The organism is Candidatus Kapaibacterium sp., assembly GCA_023957315.1.
Taxonomy (GTDB): domain Bacteria; phylum Bacteroidota; class Ignavibacteria; order Kapaibacteriales; family UBA2268; genus PGYU01.
Genome location: JAMLHE010000012.1, coordinates 65,794 through 83,233, shown reverse-complemented (window position 1 = coordinate 83,233; position 17,440 = coordinate 65,794). Strand labels below are relative to the sequence as shown.

Sequence of the window (17,440 nt, the reverse complement as noted above, 5' to 3'; positions counted from 1 at the left end):
ATGAAATGAAATATATAAATGCAGTTATTGACGGATTATCGGTATCGGTTGAAGAAGGCAAAACCATAATGGAAGCCGCTGACAGTATTGGCTCACACGTTCCGAGATTGTGCTTTCACCCGGTACTCTCGACTGAAGGCGCTTGCAGAATTTGCGTTGTTGATGTAGAAGGCTATAATAATCACTTACCGGCTTGTGCTACTAAGCTTCAAGACGGAATGATTATCACAACTAACAGCCCAAGCCTCCGCGAAACTCGCAGAGATTTGGTCGAGTTATTATTAGACAATCACCCAAAAAATTGCTTGACTTGCGAACGTGACGGCAATTGCGAATTACAAAATTTATCGTATAAATTAGGTGTCCGAGAACGCTTGTTCGAAGGTTGGAGAAAAGAATTCAAATTTGATGATTCTAACGTTTCGGTGCTTCGTGATGCCGAAAAATGTATCTTATGCAAAAGATGCGTTCGAGTATGTTCCGAAGTTCAAGGTGTTCATAATTTGAGCCAAATGTTTAGAGGCGTAAAAACCGTTGTGTCTCCGGCTTTTATGGCTCCCATGGATGAATCTGTTTGTATCAAATGCGGACAATGTATCAATGTTTGCCCAACGGCTGCTTTCATCGAGCGCGATGAAACTGACAAAGTGTGGGAAGCAATCAATGACCCAAGCAAATTTGTTGTGGTTCAGACTGCACCGGCTATTAGGTCTGCTATCGGCGAGGGTTGGGACATGCCGTATTCTACAAGCTGGACAGGCAAAACAGTCGCAGCACTTCGCAGATTAGGATTTGATGCAGTATTTGATACTGATTTCACAGCGGATTTGACTATTATTGAAGAATCACATGAACTCATGGAAAGATTGAAAAGCGGCGAAAATTTGCCGATGATTACATCTTGCTCGCCGGGATGGATAAATTTTGTAGAACATTTTTATCCTGAACTATTGCCAAATGTATCATCTTGCAAATCTCCGATGCAAATGCTTTCGACATTAGCAAAAACATATTATGCCGAAAAGACTCATAGAGACCCGAAAGACATTTATGTAGTCGCGGTAATGCCATGTGTAGCCAAAAAGTTTGAAGCTACACGCCCCGAGCATTTTTCGCCAAACGGTTACCCATACACAGACGCTGTGATAACCACTCGCGAGCTAATATGGATGATTAAAGCATACGGAATTGATTTCGTAAAATTGCACGAAGATGAGTTCGATGTTCCATTAGGGACTTCATCCGGTGCAGGTGACATTTTCGGAGCAACAGGCGGCGTTATGGAAGCCGCTTTGCGTACAGCTTACGAAAAAATCACAGGCGAATCAATCGAAAACTTAACATTCACCGAAGTCAGAGCAGTTGAAGGTTTGCGAGAAGCGACAATTGACATTAAGGGAACTTTGGTCAACGTTGCTGTGGCAAACGGATTGAATAACGCAAAGATAATCTTGGAAAAAGTCAAATCGGGCGAAAAGCAATTCCATTTGATTGAAATCATGGCTTGCCCAGGTGGATGCGTCAACGGTGGCGGTCAACCGATTCCGCATGTCAACAAATTCATTTATCCATTGGATAAAGACCTTGTCAAAAAGCGCCAACAAGCACTATATTCGATTGACGAAGCGAAAACATTACGCAAATCACACGAGAACCCTGCAATTCTTGAGCTATACAAGGAGTTCTTAGAAGCGCCCGGTAGCCATATTGCACACGAACTTTTACATACAACTTATTCAGAAAAATCGCCGAAGGGGATAAAATAATGTGTACAAATAAAAAATATACGCTAAGTGATGAAATCGTTGACTATATCAACGAATGTTTGGTCAAAGAACATCCCGAATCATATTTGATTGCAATTTTGCACAAAGTCCAAGGGATTTACGGATTCTTGTCGGAAATACATTTGGACGAAGTAGCGCATCTATTGCAAGTGCCAACAGCCAACGTTTACGGAGTTGCAACATTCTACCATTACTTCAGACTCAAACCGAGAGGGCAATTTGCCATTTCCGTTTGCATGGGGACAGCATGTTTCGTCAAAGGTGCAGATAGCGTCTTGACATCTTTCAAGAGCGAATTGGGTATTGATATGGGCGAAACAACCTCAGACGGGCTATTCTCGCTCGAAGGCACTCGTTGTATCGGTGTTTGTGCATTGGCTCCGGTAGTTACAATCAACGACCGCGTTTACAGCAACGTCGTTTCGCAACAAGTATCACAGATATTGAACGAAATCAAAGCAGCTGAGAGAGTGTAAACTTGGATTTATAATTAGTGAAAGTGGCTGTCCCAAAAGGGCAGCCGCTTTTTTTTGCTTAAATTTGGTTGATTTGCAAAAATTATTTATGTTTAAAAAACAGGGCTTTACACAAATAGAATAGTGTTTAGTGTATGAACAGTGGAAATTCCGTTTGGGATTGTGCCACATTTTTATAAAGTTTTTTAGGGAGTATTTATATGAAAAAAAGCATACTAAACATCTGTATCATTTTCATGATAAGTCTTTTATCTATATTCACACCGGAAATGAAGTCCCAAAATCCTGAATGGATGTATTTTCATGATATACTGGATCCGGATGAAATTACAGCAATTGACAATAGTATATATTTGACTGAGGACTATAATAGAGTTATTAGAATCAATTTAGAAAACTTAGAAATTGATACAATAGCACATATTTCTGCTGTAAGTGGCATTGTACATGATAAAGAGAAAAATATTTGGATGTCAACCAGATTCAATGGGATTTACAAATACTCAAATGGCAATCTTGAAAATTTTACTTCAAGCAATTCGGGGCTTCCTGATAGCAGAGTTTATGATTTAGCCGTTGATAATAATAATAATATTTGGTGTGCTACAAGACAAGGACTTGCAAAATATGACGGTACTGATTGGGAGGTTTACCATTTTGAACATCTTGAAACCAACGGATATATTTATCGTTTGGCGATTGATAAAGACGGTTCAATCTGGGTAATAAATCATTATTCCCCATACATAATTGCCAAGTTTAATAATGGTGAGTTTACCCCTTATAACGGTGAAAATACAGGTATTACAAGTATCAATTGGTCATGGGATATTGATATTGATTCTAAAGGAAACAAGTGGTTTGTTGCCGGAATTCGACAATCCGATTCATTAGGTGGATTGATTATTTATGATGGGGATGTCTGGTCTATCTATGATAAGCATAATTCGGAAATTTCTGACCACCAATTTGTAGCGCTTGCCATTGACAGTAATGATATAATATGGACAGGAAGTTATTACAGCGGATTATATAGATTCGATGGTGAAAATTGGACAAACTTGAATAGTTCAAATTCGGGCTTAACAGCCAATGATGTTCGTTCAATATCAGTTGATAAATATAATAACAAATGGATAATTAATATAAATGAAGCTGCTGGCAATGAATATGTTCTTGAAGTTTACAATGAAGGTGGAGTGCTATTGCCATCAAATGTAGAAGAAGTACTCAGAAAAAAAAGTGAAATATCCCCTCGCATCTATCCAAATCCTGCAAGTGAAATCATAACAGTTTCAGATATTGTGATGCGACAACGAAAATTTACGATTACAAATATTCTTGGACAAGTTATGTTAGGTGGTGAATTCTATCAGGAGATAAACATTTCTACGTTACCAAAGGGATACTATCTCTTGCATTATGAACAATTTCATCTTAACTTTTTTAAAATTTAAAAAAACGAACTAATTCTTTCTTGGGAAAACACGACGCCAAATTTCTTTTCTAAGCAATGAAATCGGGTCAGGATTTTTGGGTATATAAAATAAAACCCAAAAATACACGACAGAAAACAAATGAAACAGAGAATATACATAGACACTTCAGTAGTTGGCGGTTACTTTGACGAAGAATTCAAAGAGGCGACCATAAAGCTATTTGAGCGACTCGACAACAAAGAAATTATTTTTGTGATTTCCGACTTACTTGACCTTGAATTAATTAACGCACCAAAAATAGTAAGAGAACACCTATTAAAATACTCGGCAGATAAATTTCAAAGAGTGGAACTGACCGAAGAAGCTATAAAACTAGCGGATGCATATATTGACAAAAAAGTAGTTGGTGTAACAAGTTTGGAAGACTGCCGTCATATAGCTTTAGCGACCATTCATAAAGTGGATGTTTTAGCAAGTTGGAATTTTAAACATATAGTAAATCTTGACAGAATTAAGGGCTACAATTCTGTGAATTTACGACTTGGTTATTCAATGATTGAAATTAGAAGCCCTAAAGACTTAGTAAATTATGGAAACGACTAAAAAAGAGAAACAGTTTGATGCTGTAAAAATGATGAGGGAAATCAGGACCAAAATTAGTTCTGAAACTCAGAATATGACTTTTGACGAATTGAAAGCCTATATCAAACAAAAACTTGCCGATAACAAAACAAAACTCATTGGACAGTAATAATAACGGACATATAGAAACATTCTCCTCCTTAATCCGTTTATACATTTATCGGAAAATGTTTTTCGATTTGTAATGCTTTTAATATATTTGAATAATGTTCTTATTCAGGAATACAAATAAAACATGAAAATTCGTCAATATCTGCACATACCTCTTGCACTAATGATGGTGCTTCTAATCGCATCGTGCTCTAAGGTATCGAACTTTTCTGACTTCACCACCTACTACAACACCTTCTACAACATGGAGCGGTTGATGTGGGAATGTGAGGACGAATTTGATTTCCAAGAAGACAAAAAACGCATCGAACCCCGAATATTCGTTCCACAACCGGAATTCTACGTTCAAGAAGAATATACGATGGGACCTCCGCCCTTTTTGACAGAATTCATAATCAACAAACAACAACGCCAACCCGTCCGAATCAAACTTGATTCGATTGTAATCAAAGGGTCAAAAATATTAGCTCATAAGCCAAGAGGAAGCTATATCGAAGGTTCATTATGGCTAATGGCAAAGACTTTCTTTTATCAAGAGGATTGGTTGAATTCGCAAGTAAAATGCAGCGAATTGATAGATAAATTCCAAGATGGCGAACTCTCCCCCGATGCACATTTGCTTTATTCCAAAAATTTACATATTCAACGTCAATATGAAGCCGGAGCCTTGATGCTATCCCGAACCGTTGATATTGCTTGGCAAAAGAAGCGATACGACATACTTTCGGAAGCATTCCGAATCGAAGCCGAATTAGCTTTGATGAACAATGACTTGGAGAAGGCTCTCAGACCATATCGTCAAGCTATTGTCCAATCTGAAGAGGGCGCACTGAAAGCTCGCTGGCAATTAGATATGGCAGCTTTGCTCTACAGAAAGGGAGACTTTGTCCGTTCGGAAGAAGCATTCCGAAAAGTAGCGGACTTCAGTCCAAATTATTTGCAAAGATTTGAAGCTCACCTATACCGTGCAGGCTCTTTAGCCAGACTTGGTAGATTTGACGAGTCATTCGATTTGTTGAATAGACTATACAATGACGGGAAATATGAAGAATGGCAGGCATTCACGGCTGCACAATTGGCTGTAGCGACTCATTTGCGTGATAATGATTCAACTTATGTGGCACCTCTTAAACCGACTGATTTTGAAAGCATGCCACTCGTACAAGCCGAAAAATTAGCAGATTCACTACTTCAGGGCAATGGATTGATGTTAGCGCATCACTTTGAAAAAGGTGTGTTGAATTACAATAATAATAAATGGAAAGAAGCTCGCCAAGATTTTGCCAAAGCTAAGGTAAAGCGAACACCGGTATTCAGAACTGCGGACAGAATGTTCGAATTGATGAATAATTGGGATTTGGCTCATACCAAAGTGAATAGATTGACAAAAGAAATTAGTGCTGCTGAAGCGGCGGCTGATTCTGTCAAAGTTCCGGCGGATTCCTTAGAAGTGGAATTGTGTGATAATTATTTCAAACTCGGCAGAGTGCACGAAGAATTAAACAATCCTGATTCAGTCATCACATATTATCAATATGCTGCTGAAAATGCTCCGTTGAGTTCGTCCAGGTCAGCAATGTATCTTTATGCATATGCGAGAGTAATACGCGAGAGCGACCCATTCAGGGCGGATTCCTTATTGGATGTCATCGTTGAAACGCACCCACTAACCGAATACGGCAAAGACGCACAATTGCAGTTGGGTTACACAAACAGCTTTGTGATAGACACAGTTGCAGATTTATACTCTTCGGGTGTCAATCTGATGCGAGTTCGCGATTTCAAATATGCAATCAACCAATTTACAAATGTTTTTGCTTTTTACCCAAGCTCGAAATATGCACCAAAATCATTATATACCATCGGTTGGATATTCGAGAAGCATTTTGAATTGGCAGATTCGGCATTGTACTATTACAAATTATTGATAGACAACTATCCATTAACGGAATATGCGGAAGACGTTAGGCTTGGGGTATCGTATAAATTAGTTCTGAGCAGCGGTGAAGAAATACCTGATTCGCTCAAAGAGCGGCAGGCTATAAACCCAATCCCTGTGCCTATGCCCGTCAAAGGAAGAGACCCGCAAAATCGTCCTACTCAAAAATTAGATATACCGGAACGCAAAGGCTTAGACCCGATGCAAATAATGAGAGACCCGGGGAGCATTTTGAACAATCCCGAAGGGCTTATCCAAAATCCTTTAGAAGTAATCAAAAACTTCGAACTGCCTACGTCTCCTATGGAATTGCTAAGTCCAACTGAAGAAGGTGAAACTCCGACCGATACAACTAATGTAATTAAATTTGAACCTCCCGAATGATGCTGAAATCTATTAGAAATTTCAAAATCATTAAAAATAGAATATGGAAATCAATAAACTGAAAAAATCCGAATTGTTGGAATTGTATCACCAAGTCGAAAAGCAACTTTCATGGTACAAATCCTTTTTCGATAACGCAACTGATGCTGTATTTGTTGTCCAACCCGAAACATGGTGCGTTTTAGATGCAAATGATTATGCTGCACAACTCTTGGATTCGACCAAAGAGGATATTCTTGGTATAATTCTACCCCAATTTAGACGCATTTTCAAATTACTCAACAAATCATCCTCTCCAATAGTGCTAAGTGAGATGTCACTTGACGTTTCAGCCGGAAAATCAATAATGCTCGAAGTTAGTGCCCGCTTCATGAATCACGAACATCAAGAACTAATTTTGGCAATAGCACGCGACGTTAGTGAACAGCACGCATTGACTGATAAACTTGTCCAAGCCGACAAACTTGTCCTTCTTGGACAACTTTCCGCAGGTGTGACTCACGAAATCAGAAATCCTTTGGCTGCAATCAATCTAAATCTGCAAATACTAAAACGCAATACCAAATCCGATACTCCCGAATACGAATACATAAGCACGGCATTACAAGGCGTTGAACGAATTGCGCGGATAGTAGAAGTTACGCTGAACTTTTCCAAACCTGCCTTGCCCGATATTCAGGATTCGAGCATAAACACTATTGTAGCATCCTCGATGGAACTTGTTGCTTCAGTGTTGAAACGCAAAGAAATCAAAATTGAATTGAAATTAGCAGACAAGATGCCCAAAATCCCGCTTGATGCCAAACAAATTCAACAAGTATTGATAAATCTAATCACGAATGCATCAGACGCAGTAAGCCAATACGGTTTGATACAGATTAGGACCTATATTGAACATGGCTCACGGAAGGGCGATGGTGAATATGCAGTAATTTCGGTAACCGATAATGGCGCAGGAATACCGCCGGAAGATTTGCCGAAAATTTTCAACCCCTTTTTTACTCGCAAACCTGACGGTACAGGGCTCGGTTTGCCCATTACACAACGGATAATGCACCAGCATAGCGGAGTAATTGATGTTGAAAGCACCTTGGGCAAAGGCTCAACTATCTATGTAAAACTGCCAATTCCGCGTGGAAAATAAAAATAAAATAAAATAAAATTGTGAAATATCAATTTGTTTTTATATTTTAGAGTGATAAGTCGAAATGAAAACAAAGGAAACAATTGTCGAAACAAAATTACACAATCGTAGTTATAGAAGATGACCCTTTAGTCAATACAACGATAAGGAGCATTTTATCGTCCAAATACTCTCGTGTAGAAACTTTTACCGACCCCGTTCGCGGATTAGATGAGTTGCATCTTTTATCGCCGGATTTAGTCCTTTTAGATATATTCTTGGGTCATGCTAACGGACTGGATATTTTGGAGCAACTCCGTAAGCAGGGCTATAATATGCCGGTGATTATGATGACGGCTTTTTCGGACATTAAAATGGCAGTTCGTGCCATGAGGCTCGGAGCAGAAGATTTCATAGTCAAACCATTAGATTTGGAGCAATTAGAAGTTTCAATCGAACGTTCCTTGAAAAATTTTGATTTACGACGACAAGTCAATTTGCTTTCGGAACAGTTGAAAAAAGAGCAGCCAAGTGAAATTTTGGGCAATTCACCCGAGATGAAAAAGGCACTTGAAATGGCTAAAATTATTTCCGCTACAGACGATACAACAGTCTTGATTTTAGGCGAAACGGGCACAGGCAAGGAATTATTGGCGAGATACATTCACGAAAATTCCCCACGAGCAAAAGGTCCCTTTGTAACAATAAATTGTGGTGCTATCCCGAGAGAATTAGCTGAAAATGAACTCTTCGGTTACGAAAGAGGTGCTTTTACAGGCGCCACAGAAAAAATTAAACCCGGAAAATTTGAACAAGCCCAACATGGTACTATCATGTTGGACGAAATTGCAGAGCTAAGTTTGGAACTCCAAGTGAAGTTGCTCAGAGTTCTCCAAGAAAGGCGATTCTACAGACTTGGCGGAGCGAAAGAAATTTCCGTGGATGTACGGGTAATTGCATCTACAAATAAAGATTTGGAAACGCTTGTAGAAGAAGAAAAGTTTCGTGAAGATTTATTCTATAGGTTAAATGTTGCACGTTTGCACCTTCCTCCACTTCGTGACAGAGGTGAAGACATAATGAGGCTGTCAACTGCTTTTGTAACCGAATTCAACAAAAAATTCAACAAAAGCATCAAAGGTTTCACTCCCGATGCCGTCAATTTGATTCGTACATATTATTGGAAAGGTAACGTCCGAGAGCTTCGTAATGTAATCGAAAGAGTGGTATTGCTCGAACAAAACGAAATTATCTCGCGGGAATCATTAAGTTTCATCAAGATTAACCACACAGTTACAGTTTCGTCCAATCAAGCCGAAATATATCTTAACGATGGCGAGCATTTTCTGAAAATTGCGGAAACCGGTGTTACGATGGGTAATGTTTTGAAGGATTTATTGATTCAAACACTCAAAATCACAGGCGGCAATCAGATTAAGGCGGCTAAGTTGCTTGGTATCTCAAGAGCGAAGCTGCGGTACAGAATTGAGCAGCTTGGCATCAATATTTCGGGCAAAGAAATAAAATAGCTGTATGCTCTTTAAACATTTTTCAAAATTATTCGTGATTTTGAAAAGATGTCTCAAGAAAATTATCAACAACGGTTTATTAAAATGGCACTTTCCGATGATAAAAAAATAGATTTTTACGAATTAGATGACGAATTCAACGATTCATCATCAGAAAATTTCGTTTTTGATGAATTGGAAAAGAACGATTCCAAACAAGCCGATAGCGAACCACTCTTTGAGAAATCCGACGTAAATGAAATGCTTAGTTCATCTGCAAAAATCAATGATCAACATCGCATTTATAAAAAAGTCAACAATATTTTTACGCCGCCCGACAGTCCTTCAAATGTCATCAAGAAAAATTCGCCCTTGCAAAAGGAAATTATCAGTTCCAAAGAATTGGAAACATATTTGAATATTCAATCAGAGGAAATCAAAAAAGCTGATTTTGAGGAGTCAAGTGAAGAACAGCAAAGCGAAAGAAACGAGTATCTAAACAAGCATTTCCACGATTTTTTGCAATTACCCAAGCTAAGCGGCAAGGATAAATACGGGCTCGATAAAAAATTCATCCCAAAAGAAAATATCAACGATAGGAAAAAACTTGTCGAGATAAGCGATGATACCTCGTTCGGTGACGAAACCCACAGTTCGACGATTGAAATTATTCGCTCTGCCGAGGGTGACATCGAAAACATCGTTGTTTATTGCAAATGTGGCGAGAAAACGCTTATCAGATTTGATTATGATGAAAAGACAGATGCCGAACAAACCCAAATCATCAAAGACCATAGCTCAGTCGCCCCGATGAACGTTCCAAGCCTGAATATCAGAAAATTATTGGACGATACTGAGTAAAATCAAAACTCGATTTGAGTATGCAAAGCAATCTCTTCAAGAATTGAACTTACCGAAAGACAATCAGACATTTCTCCTTCAAAAACACAAGCCTTTCCGGTATTGTGGACTTCGAGTGTAAGCAATTCGGCTTTGTCACGCGTACATTTCACCGCTTTCAAAATCTGGTTGATAACTTCGTCAAAAGTGTGCCACTCATCATTGAACAATATTACTTTCGCGGGTTGCTCAATATCCGTATTCACATCATCAACGACTTCTTCTACCTCCGAAGGCATATTTGAAGCCGAAATGAATCTATATGTTTTGTATTTAATTTCCATAGTTGATTACAAAAATAAGAAACATTTTAAAAAATTCACATTTTTCGTTGTTAAACACGTTAATCTTTCGTATTTTGGTAAGTGAATGTTATTCCTGGTTTGGAATATAATTTTGCAAAAGTGACACGAAAGTAAACTTTTTGTCACTCTTTAAAAAAAATAATGTTATTTTTGACGATTGAATTTTAAGAAATATTGAATATCATATAATGTCAGTAAGGTAGCTGGATTATGCAAGAATTGATAAAGTTTTTACCTCTGTTTCCACTAATAGGGTTCGTATTAATAGGCATTTTTGGAAAAAAAATCAAAAATGAGAAGTTAATAGGTGGATTTGCCTCGTTAATGGTTGGCATCCCGTTCATCCTATCAATAATGTTGTTCTATCACTTATTGAGCACCGGTAGCCAAACTCCCGAGATTGTTCATGTTTTCACATGGATAGCTACGGGTTCTTTGGATATAAGCGTGTCTTACCAATTAGACCAACTTTCCGTGACGTTTGCTTTAATCATCACCGGAATTGGCTTCTTGATACATGTTTATTCGATAGGATACATGCACGGGGACAGAAGTTTCTACAGATTTTTCTCTTATTTGAATTTGTTTATTTTCATGATGCTCAACCTTGTTTTGGCAAGCAATTATTTGCTTACATTCCTTGGTTGGGAAGGCGTTGGCTTGGCATCATACCTTTTAATCGGCTTTTGGTACGACAAAAAGTTTGAAGGTGTCAGAATCACTTGGAATGGCGATGCCGGAATGAAGGCATTCGTAGTAAATAGAATTGGTGACTTTGGTTTCCTAATCGCAATGTTTTTGATTTTCGTTACATTCAACAGTTTGGATTATGTTTCAGTAAGCGAGACTGCGGCTGCAAATTACGATTTCTATATGAATTCGGCAATCGTAACGATTATCACTCTGATGTTGTTTTTGGGTTGCACAGGTAAATCGGCACAATTGCCACTATCGGTTTGGCTCCCTGATGCGATGGCTGGTCCAACACCGGTCTCAGCACTTATCCATGCCGCAACGATGGTCACAGCAGGTATATTCTTAGTAGCGCGAAACTCCGTTCTGTTTTCGCTTTCCGAAAGTACAATGATGGTAGTTGCTGTAGTTGGTGCAATCACTGCATTGACGGCTGCTTCGATAGGTCTTGTCCAAAATGACATTAAGAAAGTTTTGGCATATTCCACCGTCTCCCAATTAGGATTTATGTTTGTTGCACTCGGTGTTGGAGCATTCTACATCGGTATATTTCACGTTATGACTCATGCCTTTTTCAAAGGCTTATTGTTCTTGGCTGCAGGTAGTGTTATACACGGGATGCACAACGAGCAAAATATCAAGGTAATGGGCGGATTGAAAAAATATATGCCAATAACGAGCAAAACATTCTTCATCGGTACATTGGCGATAGCAGGGATTCCATTCTTTAGCGGATTTATGTCCAAAGACGAAATTTTGTGGTATGCTTGGTCATCACATCTTGGTGGATGGTGGCTTTGGGCTATTTTAGCAATTGCAGCATTATTCACAGCGTTCTACATGTTCAGATTGTATTATCTGACGTTCACCGGAAATGAAAGATTTGACCACAAACACATTCATCCACACGAATCACCAAAGACGATGACATTTGCATTGATAGCATTGGCGATACTTTCGGCATTCGGCGGATTTTTGAATTTGCCTCCGGCATTAGCACCATGGTCTCATGCAGACCCATTGCTCAAAAGCTGGTTAAAGCCAATCTTTGCGGATGCAAATATGATAATGGGCAAACATGCTCACGGTATCGAACCTATGATGTACATTCTGATGGCGATTGCCACTTCAATTGGTCTCTTCATGTGGTACGTGGCTCGTAAATGGTATTCAGACCCGCAATGGAGCGCCCCGAGAAGTATTGCTGTTAGCATGAAAGGCATACACAGATTGCTTTTCAATAAATATAAATTAGATGAATTTTATTATGCAACTATAATTGACCCTATATACTCAATGTCCAAGAGTTTCTTTTGGAGATTTACCGATATTAAAATCATAGATGGTCTGATTAACGGAAGTGCTAAATTCGTAGAACAATTTGGCGAAAGAATAAGACTAATGCAATCAGGCATAGCTCAGAATTACGCTATTTTGATGATGGTCGGGATTATCTCGATTATCTCGTGGCTCATGTTTAATTAATCAACGTTTTGTATTATAAGCAGATAATCAAGTATGGCAACACTATTATTGACACTTTTTATACCATTAGCAGGTTCCTTGCTTCTATTGTTCTTCAAAAAGGACAATATACAAGCCATCAAATATACTGCGTTGGGAATTTCACTATTCACTTTCCTAATTTCACTGTTCCTCTTCTTTTCATTCGATTCGGCAAATCCGGGATTTCAATTTGTAGTTGAAATGGTTTGGATACAGGCATTTGACGCCGGATTCAGAGTGGGTGTTGACGGTATGTCCATGCTTTTGGTCATGCTGACAACTTTCATCACACCCATCGCGATTCTCTCATCATTTGGCTCGATTGAAAAAAGACACAAAGAATATTATGTCATGATACTGTTATTGCAGTTCGCCATGACAGGTGTTTTCGTAGCACTTGACTTATTCTTATTCTACATTTTCTGGGAAATCATACTCATTCCGATGTATTTTATCATTGGTATTTGGGGTGGAAAAGACAAACTGTATGCAGCTATCAAATTCTTCTTGTTCACAGTTGTGGGTTCTTTATTCATGCTTGTGGCGGTAGTTTATTTGGGCTATTATGTAGGTTCGGAAATATTGCAAATGGAAAGTGGTTTCACAAGCAATTTCCTGATTATTAAAGATTTAGGAAGTGCAATACCATATGATGTACAAAAATGGCTCTTTTGGGGATTTGCGTTATCATTTTTGATAAAAGTTCCAATATTCCCCTTGCATACATGGCTTCCTGATGCTCATACCGAAGCACCTACACCTGGTTCAGTAATATTAGCAGGCGTGCTACTGAAAATGGGTACTTACGGTTTGATTAGATTCAATCTTGAAATGTTCCCTCAAGCATCCATGAGTTTTGCTTCTATTATTTCCGTATTTGCTGTCATAGGCATTATTTATGGTGCATTAGTAGCTATGGTCCAAACAGATGTCAAACGACTTGTGGCATATTCATCGGTTTCTCACTTGGGATTTGTTGTGCTTGGGATATTTTCGATGACAGTCGAGGGCATTCAAGGTGCAGTAATTCAAATGGTAAATCACGGTCTCTCGACAGGTATGTTATTCCTTTGCGTTGGCGTACTCTACGAGCGTCGCCACACAAGGGAGATTTCCGAATATGGTGGAATAGCGCGTGTAATGCCTAACTTTACTGTGTTTTTCGCAATTGCAATGTTAGCATCGGTGGGATTGCCCGGCTTGAACGGGTTTGTGGGTGAATATCTGACTCTTATCGGTGCATTCAAATCTCCGATTCTAAATTCCTATTGGTACACAATCATTGGTACAACAGGGGTGATATTTGCAGCAGTTTATTTGTTGTGGATGTTCCAAAGAGTTATGTTCGGCACAAATGACAATCCCAAGAACTACAATTTGAAAGATATGAACAAACGCGAATGGACTATGATGGTCCCGATTGTAATATTCATCGTTTGGATTGGTGTTTATCCTTCAACGTTTCTGAAAATTTCAGAAAATTCGACAAGATTATTAGTAAACAAAATAGAATTATTGAAATTTGGTAAAAGTACTTATGAATTACCCGGTTATGAAAACCCCGCTGAAAAGCAGGAAACGGAATAACAGGGATGCAATTACAATATTGTAAACAAACAAGCAGGTTTGACTAAGATGTGGAATGATTTATTAATGGGTTCGCCGGTGTATTTATCCGCCGCTTTGGCGATTATAATAATTTTGGTTGATGCTTTTTCCGGAAAGAACAAATCCTTAACCTTTTACTTCGCATTAGTATCGCTGATAGCAGTCGGCATTATGTCAGCTTATACCATCAATATGAACGGACAGCCGCTTCCCGAAGGTGCATTCTCGAACGGAATGATAGCCTACGGAGGAGTTTCGGCAGTTTTTGATATATTATTTGTAATAGCCGGGATATTGACTTTATTCGCCTCGGAATCTTATATGAGGGCGCAAAACGTTGAGCGAAAGGAATTCTATTCCTTGATTTTATTTGCGGTTTGCGGTATGTCCACGATTGCTCATGCAAACAATATGTTGATATTATTTGTCGGCATAGAGATAATGTCCATAACATTTTACATCATGGCTGGATTTTTCCGCGAACGTTTTACTTCAGTCGAAGCTGCTTTGAAATACTTCTTGCTCGGGGCTTTCGCTACCGGATTTTTAATTTACGGAATGGCACTGATTTATGGTGCGACCGGAGGATTGTTGGATTTTGAAGCTATCGGCGCCAAGATGTTGACCGGAAATGTAGATTTCTTATACTTGAAAATCGGCTTTGCTCTACTTATTGTTGGGCTATCTTTTAAAGTTGCAGCATTTCCATTTCATCAATGGGCACCTGATGTATATCAAGGAGCACCAACTATGGCTACGGCTTTCATGAGTACAGCCGGAAAAGCAGCCGCCTTGGCAGCTTTAATTCTGGTTACGAAAGCGATGTTGCCTATGAACTTCGACCCTGCACTTATATCTGATAAAATTATCGAAATGACTGACTTCACATCCGATGCAAGATGGTTAATAGCAATTATTTCCGCTTTAACTATGCTTGTAGGCAATATTAGTGCTGTAGTGCAGAAGAATGTTAAACGTATGTTGGCATACTCCTCAGTAGCTCATGCGGGCTATTTATTGATGGGTATAGTATCCAATTCGATAAATGGTTGGAGTGGTATAGTTTTTTATTCGATGGCTTACATGTTTATGCAAATTGGAGCTTTTGTTGTAGTCGGTATAATAGAAAAAAATGATGGTCGGATGGATTTGAAAGATTACACAGGCTTATCCAAGACTAACCCGATGCTTGCCGCAATGATGGGTATCTTCATGTTTTCATTAGCAGGAATACCGCCATTTGGAGGATTTCCCGGGAAATACATGTTATTTATTGCAGCTATCGAATCAGGTTTTACATGGCTAACGATTGTGGCTGTAATTTCGACTATTATTTCAATTTATTTCTACATCGGCTTGATTGTCTTTATGTATTTCAAAGATAGCGAAACACCAATGACTGAAAAATTCGGATTCAGCAAAGCAACTTTAACTTTAGTAATTTCGACAATATTCGTCATATTATTAGGCATCTTCCCTACTTATCTGATTGACCTTGTCAAAGGGCTTTTCTAAAAACGCGAAAATTTTTTATACTCAAGAGGCTCGAAACAGCCTCTTTTTTTTTGATTTAATATTTTATTGGATTATTCTTGAAAAAATGAGAAAAAAATCAGATATTTGTAAGATGAAATAACAATATATGGCAAAAAACATGAAAAACTTACTTTTACTTAGCAATTCAACAACTCACGGTTATACCTATTTAGAACATGCATTGGAATCTATCAAAGATTTTTTTGGAGAAGACCACAAAGCAATCGCTTTTATACCCTATGCGGGAGTGACATTCAGTCATGACGATTACGAAGCTAAAGTTGCAAATGTATTCAGTTCATTAGGCTATTCAATCAATTCAATTCATAATGGCAATCCAAGAGATATTATCGAAAATTCAGATGCAATAGCGGTAGGTGGCGGGAATACTTTTCAATTATTGAGAACTGTTTACGAATATGAATTGTTGGATTTGATTCGTAACAAAGTAGAAAATGGTTTCCAATATATCGGTTGGAGTGCGGGGGCTAATTTGGCGTGCCCGACAATTAGAACAACAAATGATATGCCTATTGTAGAGCCTCGAAGTTTCTCAGCATTAGATTTGGTTGACTACCAAATAAACCCTCATTATTTAGATGCTCATCCCGAAGGGCATCATGGTGAAACTCGTGAGCAGCGAATTGAGGAATATTTGGTATTGAATCATGACAAATACGTTGTTGGATTGAGAGAAGGAAGTATCATTCATGTGAATGGCGATAAACATATACTTCTCGGTTCTAAACAAGCTCGTATTTTCAAATTTGGCAAAAAACCGTATGAAATTGAACCCGGAACAGATTTAAGTACAATTTTTGTTTAAAATTTTAGATTGAATTTTGTTTTGGCTCGTTAGTAAATTTGATAATTGTTAATTAAAATTTCGGATAGAATTATGAAAAGATATATATTGATTTTGCTTTCTGTTGCATTTATAATGTCGTGCGAGGATTCATCTACTCAGCATACTGCCCAACTAATGCAATTAGATAATTTAGTGCGCACACCGGGTTATAGTTGGTTTGATATTGAATACAATGCGTATGAGCCAAATCAACAAATGTTGGACGAAATCAAAAATAATTTCGACCCACAAATTCACAAATTTCTTGTGTTTTTGAAACCTGCTTGTTCATGTCCCGGAACTCACAAATTATTTCCTGCATTTGTGAAAGGCGCTGATTTATCGGGTATTCCAGATGCAAATATCGAGTATTATTCCATGCGTTCCAATAGAGACGCCTATCACTATTCAGATTTATTTACATTGAATGAATTACCGGCGTTCATAATATTGAAAAATGGACAGCCGATTTATTCGATAACTGATACAATGCTTACAAAAACTTCCATTGAATATGAACTTAACCCAAATTTCCCTGTCGAATTATTCATAGAAGATGCTTTGAAAAATTATTAATTGGAATAAGTTATGAATTATTGGTTAGTTAAAAGTGACCCTGGAACCTCATTCAGTTGA

At 38.3% G+C, this 17,440-nt stretch carries 15 protein-coding genes; 14 read left to right on the top strand and 1 reads right to left on the bottom strand.

The window, feature by feature from the left end:
• The first annotated feature begins 5 nt into the window (after positions 1 to 5).
• The 9 genes from M9949_11885 (at position 6) to M9949_11845 (ending at position 10,270) form a co-directional block, all read left to right on the top strand.
• The gene (locus M9949_11885) at positions 6 to 1,766 is read left to right on the top strand and encodes an NADH-dependent [FeFe] hydrogenase, group A6 (protein MCO5252101.1); all 1,761 of its coding nucleotides are present in this window, start codon (positions 6 to 8) and stop codon (positions 1,764 to 1,766) included.
• Positions 1,766 to 2,263: an NADH-quinone oxidoreductase subunit NuoE gene (gene nuoE / locus M9949_11880; protein MCO5252100.1), complete on the top strand. Its 498-nt coding sequence runs from the start codon at positions 1,766 to 1,768 to the stop codon at positions 2,261 to 2,263. Before M9949_11885 ends, nuoE begins: the two co-directional genes overlap by 1 nt.
• Before the next feature lie 200 nt (positions 2,264 to 2,463).
• Positions 2,464 to 3,720, top strand: coding sequence for a T9SS type A sorting domain-containing protein (locus M9949_11875; GenBank protein ID MCO5252099.1), 1,257 nt, complete (start codon positions 2,464 to 2,466; stop codon positions 3,718 to 3,720).
• A gap of 120 nt (positions 3,721 to 3,840) precedes the next feature.
• Positions 3,841 to 4,305, top strand: a complete 465-nt coding sequence (locus M9949_11870) for a PIN domain-containing protein (GenBank protein MCO5252098.1) — start codon at positions 3,841 to 3,843, stop codon at positions 4,303 to 4,305.
• Positions 4,292 to 4,453 carry a hypothetical protein gene (locus tag M9949_11865; GenBank protein MCO5252097.1) on the top strand — a complete coding sequence of 54 codons (162 nt, stop codon included), beginning with the start codon at positions 4,292 to 4,294 and terminating at the stop codon, positions 4,451 to 4,453. The genes M9949_11870 and M9949_11865 overlap by 14 nt, the downstream gene beginning before the upstream one ends.
• Positions 4,454 to 4,579: 126 nt before the next feature.
• Positions 4,580 to 6,778, top strand: a complete 2,199-nt coding sequence (locus M9949_11860; GenBank protein ID MCO5252096.1) for a hypothetical protein — start codon at positions 4,580 to 4,582, stop codon at positions 6,776 to 6,778.
• A 43-nt stretch (positions 6,779 to 6,821) separates the two neighbouring features.
• A complete protein-coding gene (locus M9949_11855; GenBank protein MCO5252095.1) occupies positions 6,822 to 7,922 on the top strand; it encodes an ATP-binding protein in 1,101 nt (366 codons plus the stop codon).
• An 83-nt stretch (positions 7,923 to 8,005) separates the two neighbouring features.
• Positions 8,006 to 9,430, top strand: coding sequence for a sigma-54 dependent transcriptional regulator (locus tag M9949_11850; protein MCO5252094.1), 1,425 nt, complete (start codon positions 8,006 to 8,008; stop codon positions 9,428 to 9,430).
• Between the two features lie 84 nt (positions 9,431 to 9,514).
• Positions 9,515 to 10,270: a hypothetical protein gene (locus M9949_11845; GenBank protein MCO5252093.1), complete on the top strand. Its 756-nt coding sequence runs from the start codon at positions 9,515 to 9,517 to the stop codon at positions 10,268 to 10,270.
• 2 nt (positions 10,271 to 10,272) lie between these two features.
• Here M9949_11845 and M9949_11840 read toward each other — a convergent pair whose 3' ends face one another.
• Positions 10,273 to 10,593 carry an ATP-dependent Clp protease adaptor ClpS gene (locus tag M9949_11840; protein MCO5252092.1) on the bottom strand — a complete coding sequence of 107 codons (321 nt, stop codon included), beginning with the start codon at positions 10,591 to 10,593 and terminating at the stop codon, positions 10,273 to 10,275.
• Positions 10,594 to 10,824: 231 nt separating this feature from the next.
• Between M9949_11840 and nuoL the strand changes: the two genes are divergently transcribed.
• The 5 genes from nuoL to M9949_11815 all read left to right on the top strand — a co-directional run bounded on the left by nuoL (position 10,825) and on the right by M9949_11815 (position 17,380).
• Positions 10,825 to 12,792: an NADH-quinone oxidoreductase subunit L gene (gene nuoL, locus M9949_11835; GenBank protein MCO5252091.1), complete on the top strand. Its 1,968-nt coding sequence runs from the start codon at positions 10,825 to 10,827 to the stop codon at positions 12,790 to 12,792.
• A gap of 33 nt (positions 12,793 to 12,825) precedes the next feature.
• Positions 12,826 to 14,400: an NADH-quinone oxidoreductase subunit M gene (locus M9949_11830; protein MCO5252090.1), complete on the top strand. Its 1,575-nt coding sequence runs from the start codon at positions 12,826 to 12,828 to the stop codon at positions 14,398 to 14,400.
• Positions 14,401 to 14,448: 48 nt separating this feature from the next.
• Entirely contained in the window at positions 14,449 to 15,936 is a 1,488-nt protein-coding gene (locus M9949_11825; protein ID MCO5252089.1) for an NADH-quinone oxidoreductase subunit N, read from the top strand.
• A gap of 139 nt (positions 15,937 to 16,075) precedes the next feature.
• Complete coding sequence (gene pepE / locus M9949_11820) at positions 16,076 to 16,783, top strand: dipeptidase PepE (GenBank protein MCO5252088.1); 708 nt, start codon at positions 16,076 to 16,078, stop codon at positions 16,781 to 16,783.
• A 72-nt stretch (positions 16,784 to 16,855) separates the two neighbouring features.
• Positions 16,856 to 17,380 carry a hypothetical protein gene (locus M9949_11815; GenBank protein MCO5252087.1) on the top strand — a complete coding sequence of 175 codons (525 nt, stop codon included), beginning with the start codon at positions 16,856 to 16,858 and terminating at the stop codon, positions 17,378 to 17,380.
• Positions 17,381 to 17,440 lie beyond the last annotated feature (60 nt).

What these genes read in the sequence shown, in the direction of transcription:
- M9949_11840 (MCO5252092.1), bottom strand. Translation starts at nt 10,593, where the DNA reads ATGGAAATTAAATACAAAACATATAGATTCATTTCGGCTTCAAATATG.
- nuoE (MCO5252100.1), top strand. Translation starts at nt 1,766, where the DNA reads ATGTGTACAAATAAAAAATATACGCTAAGTGATGAAATCGTTGACTAT.
- M9949_11845 (MCO5252093.1), top strand. Translation starts at nt 9,515, where the DNA reads ATGGCACTTTCCGATGATAAAAAAATAGATTTTTACGAATTAGATGAC.
- M9949_11815 (MCO5252087.1), top strand. Translation starts at nt 16,856, where the DNA reads ATGAAAAGATATATATTGATTTTGCTTTCTGTTGCATTTATAATGTCG.
- pepE (MCO5252088.1), top strand. Translation starts at nt 16,076, where the DNA reads ATGAAAAACTTACTTTTACTTAGCAATTCAACAACTCACGGTTATACC.
- M9949_11855 (MCO5252095.1), top strand. Translation starts at nt 6,822, where the DNA reads ATGGAAATCAATAAACTGAAAAAATCCGAATTGTTGGAATTGTATCAC.
- M9949_11825 (MCO5252089.1), top strand. Translation starts at nt 14,449, where the DNA reads ATGTGGAATGATTTATTAATGGGTTCGCCGGTGTATTTATCCGCCGCT.
- M9949_11870 (MCO5252098.1), top strand. Translation starts at nt 3,841, where the DNA reads ATGAAACAGAGAATATACATAGACACTTCAGTAGTTGGCGGTTACTTT.
- M9949_11885 (MCO5252101.1), top strand. Translation starts at nt 6, where the DNA reads ATGAAATATATAAATGCAGTTATTGACGGATTATCGGTATCGGTTGAA.
- M9949_11860 (MCO5252096.1), top strand. Translation starts at nt 4,580, where the DNA reads ATGAAAATTCGTCAATATCTGCACATACCTCTTGCACTAATGATGGTG.
- M9949_11830 (MCO5252090.1), top strand. Translation starts at nt 12,826, where the DNA reads ATGGCAACACTATTATTGACACTTTTTATACCATTAGCAGGTTCCTTG.
- M9949_11875 (MCO5252099.1), top strand. Translation starts at nt 2,464, where the DNA reads ATGAAAAAAAGCATACTAAACATCTGTATCATTTTCATGATAAGTCTT.
- nuoL (MCO5252091.1), top strand. Translation starts at nt 10,825, where the DNA reads ATGCAAGAATTGATAAAGTTTTTACCTCTGTTTCCACTAATAGGGTTC.
- M9949_11865 (MCO5252097.1), top strand. Translation starts at nt 4,292, where the DNA reads ATGGAAACGACTAAAAAAGAGAAACAGTTTGATGCTGTAAAAATGATG.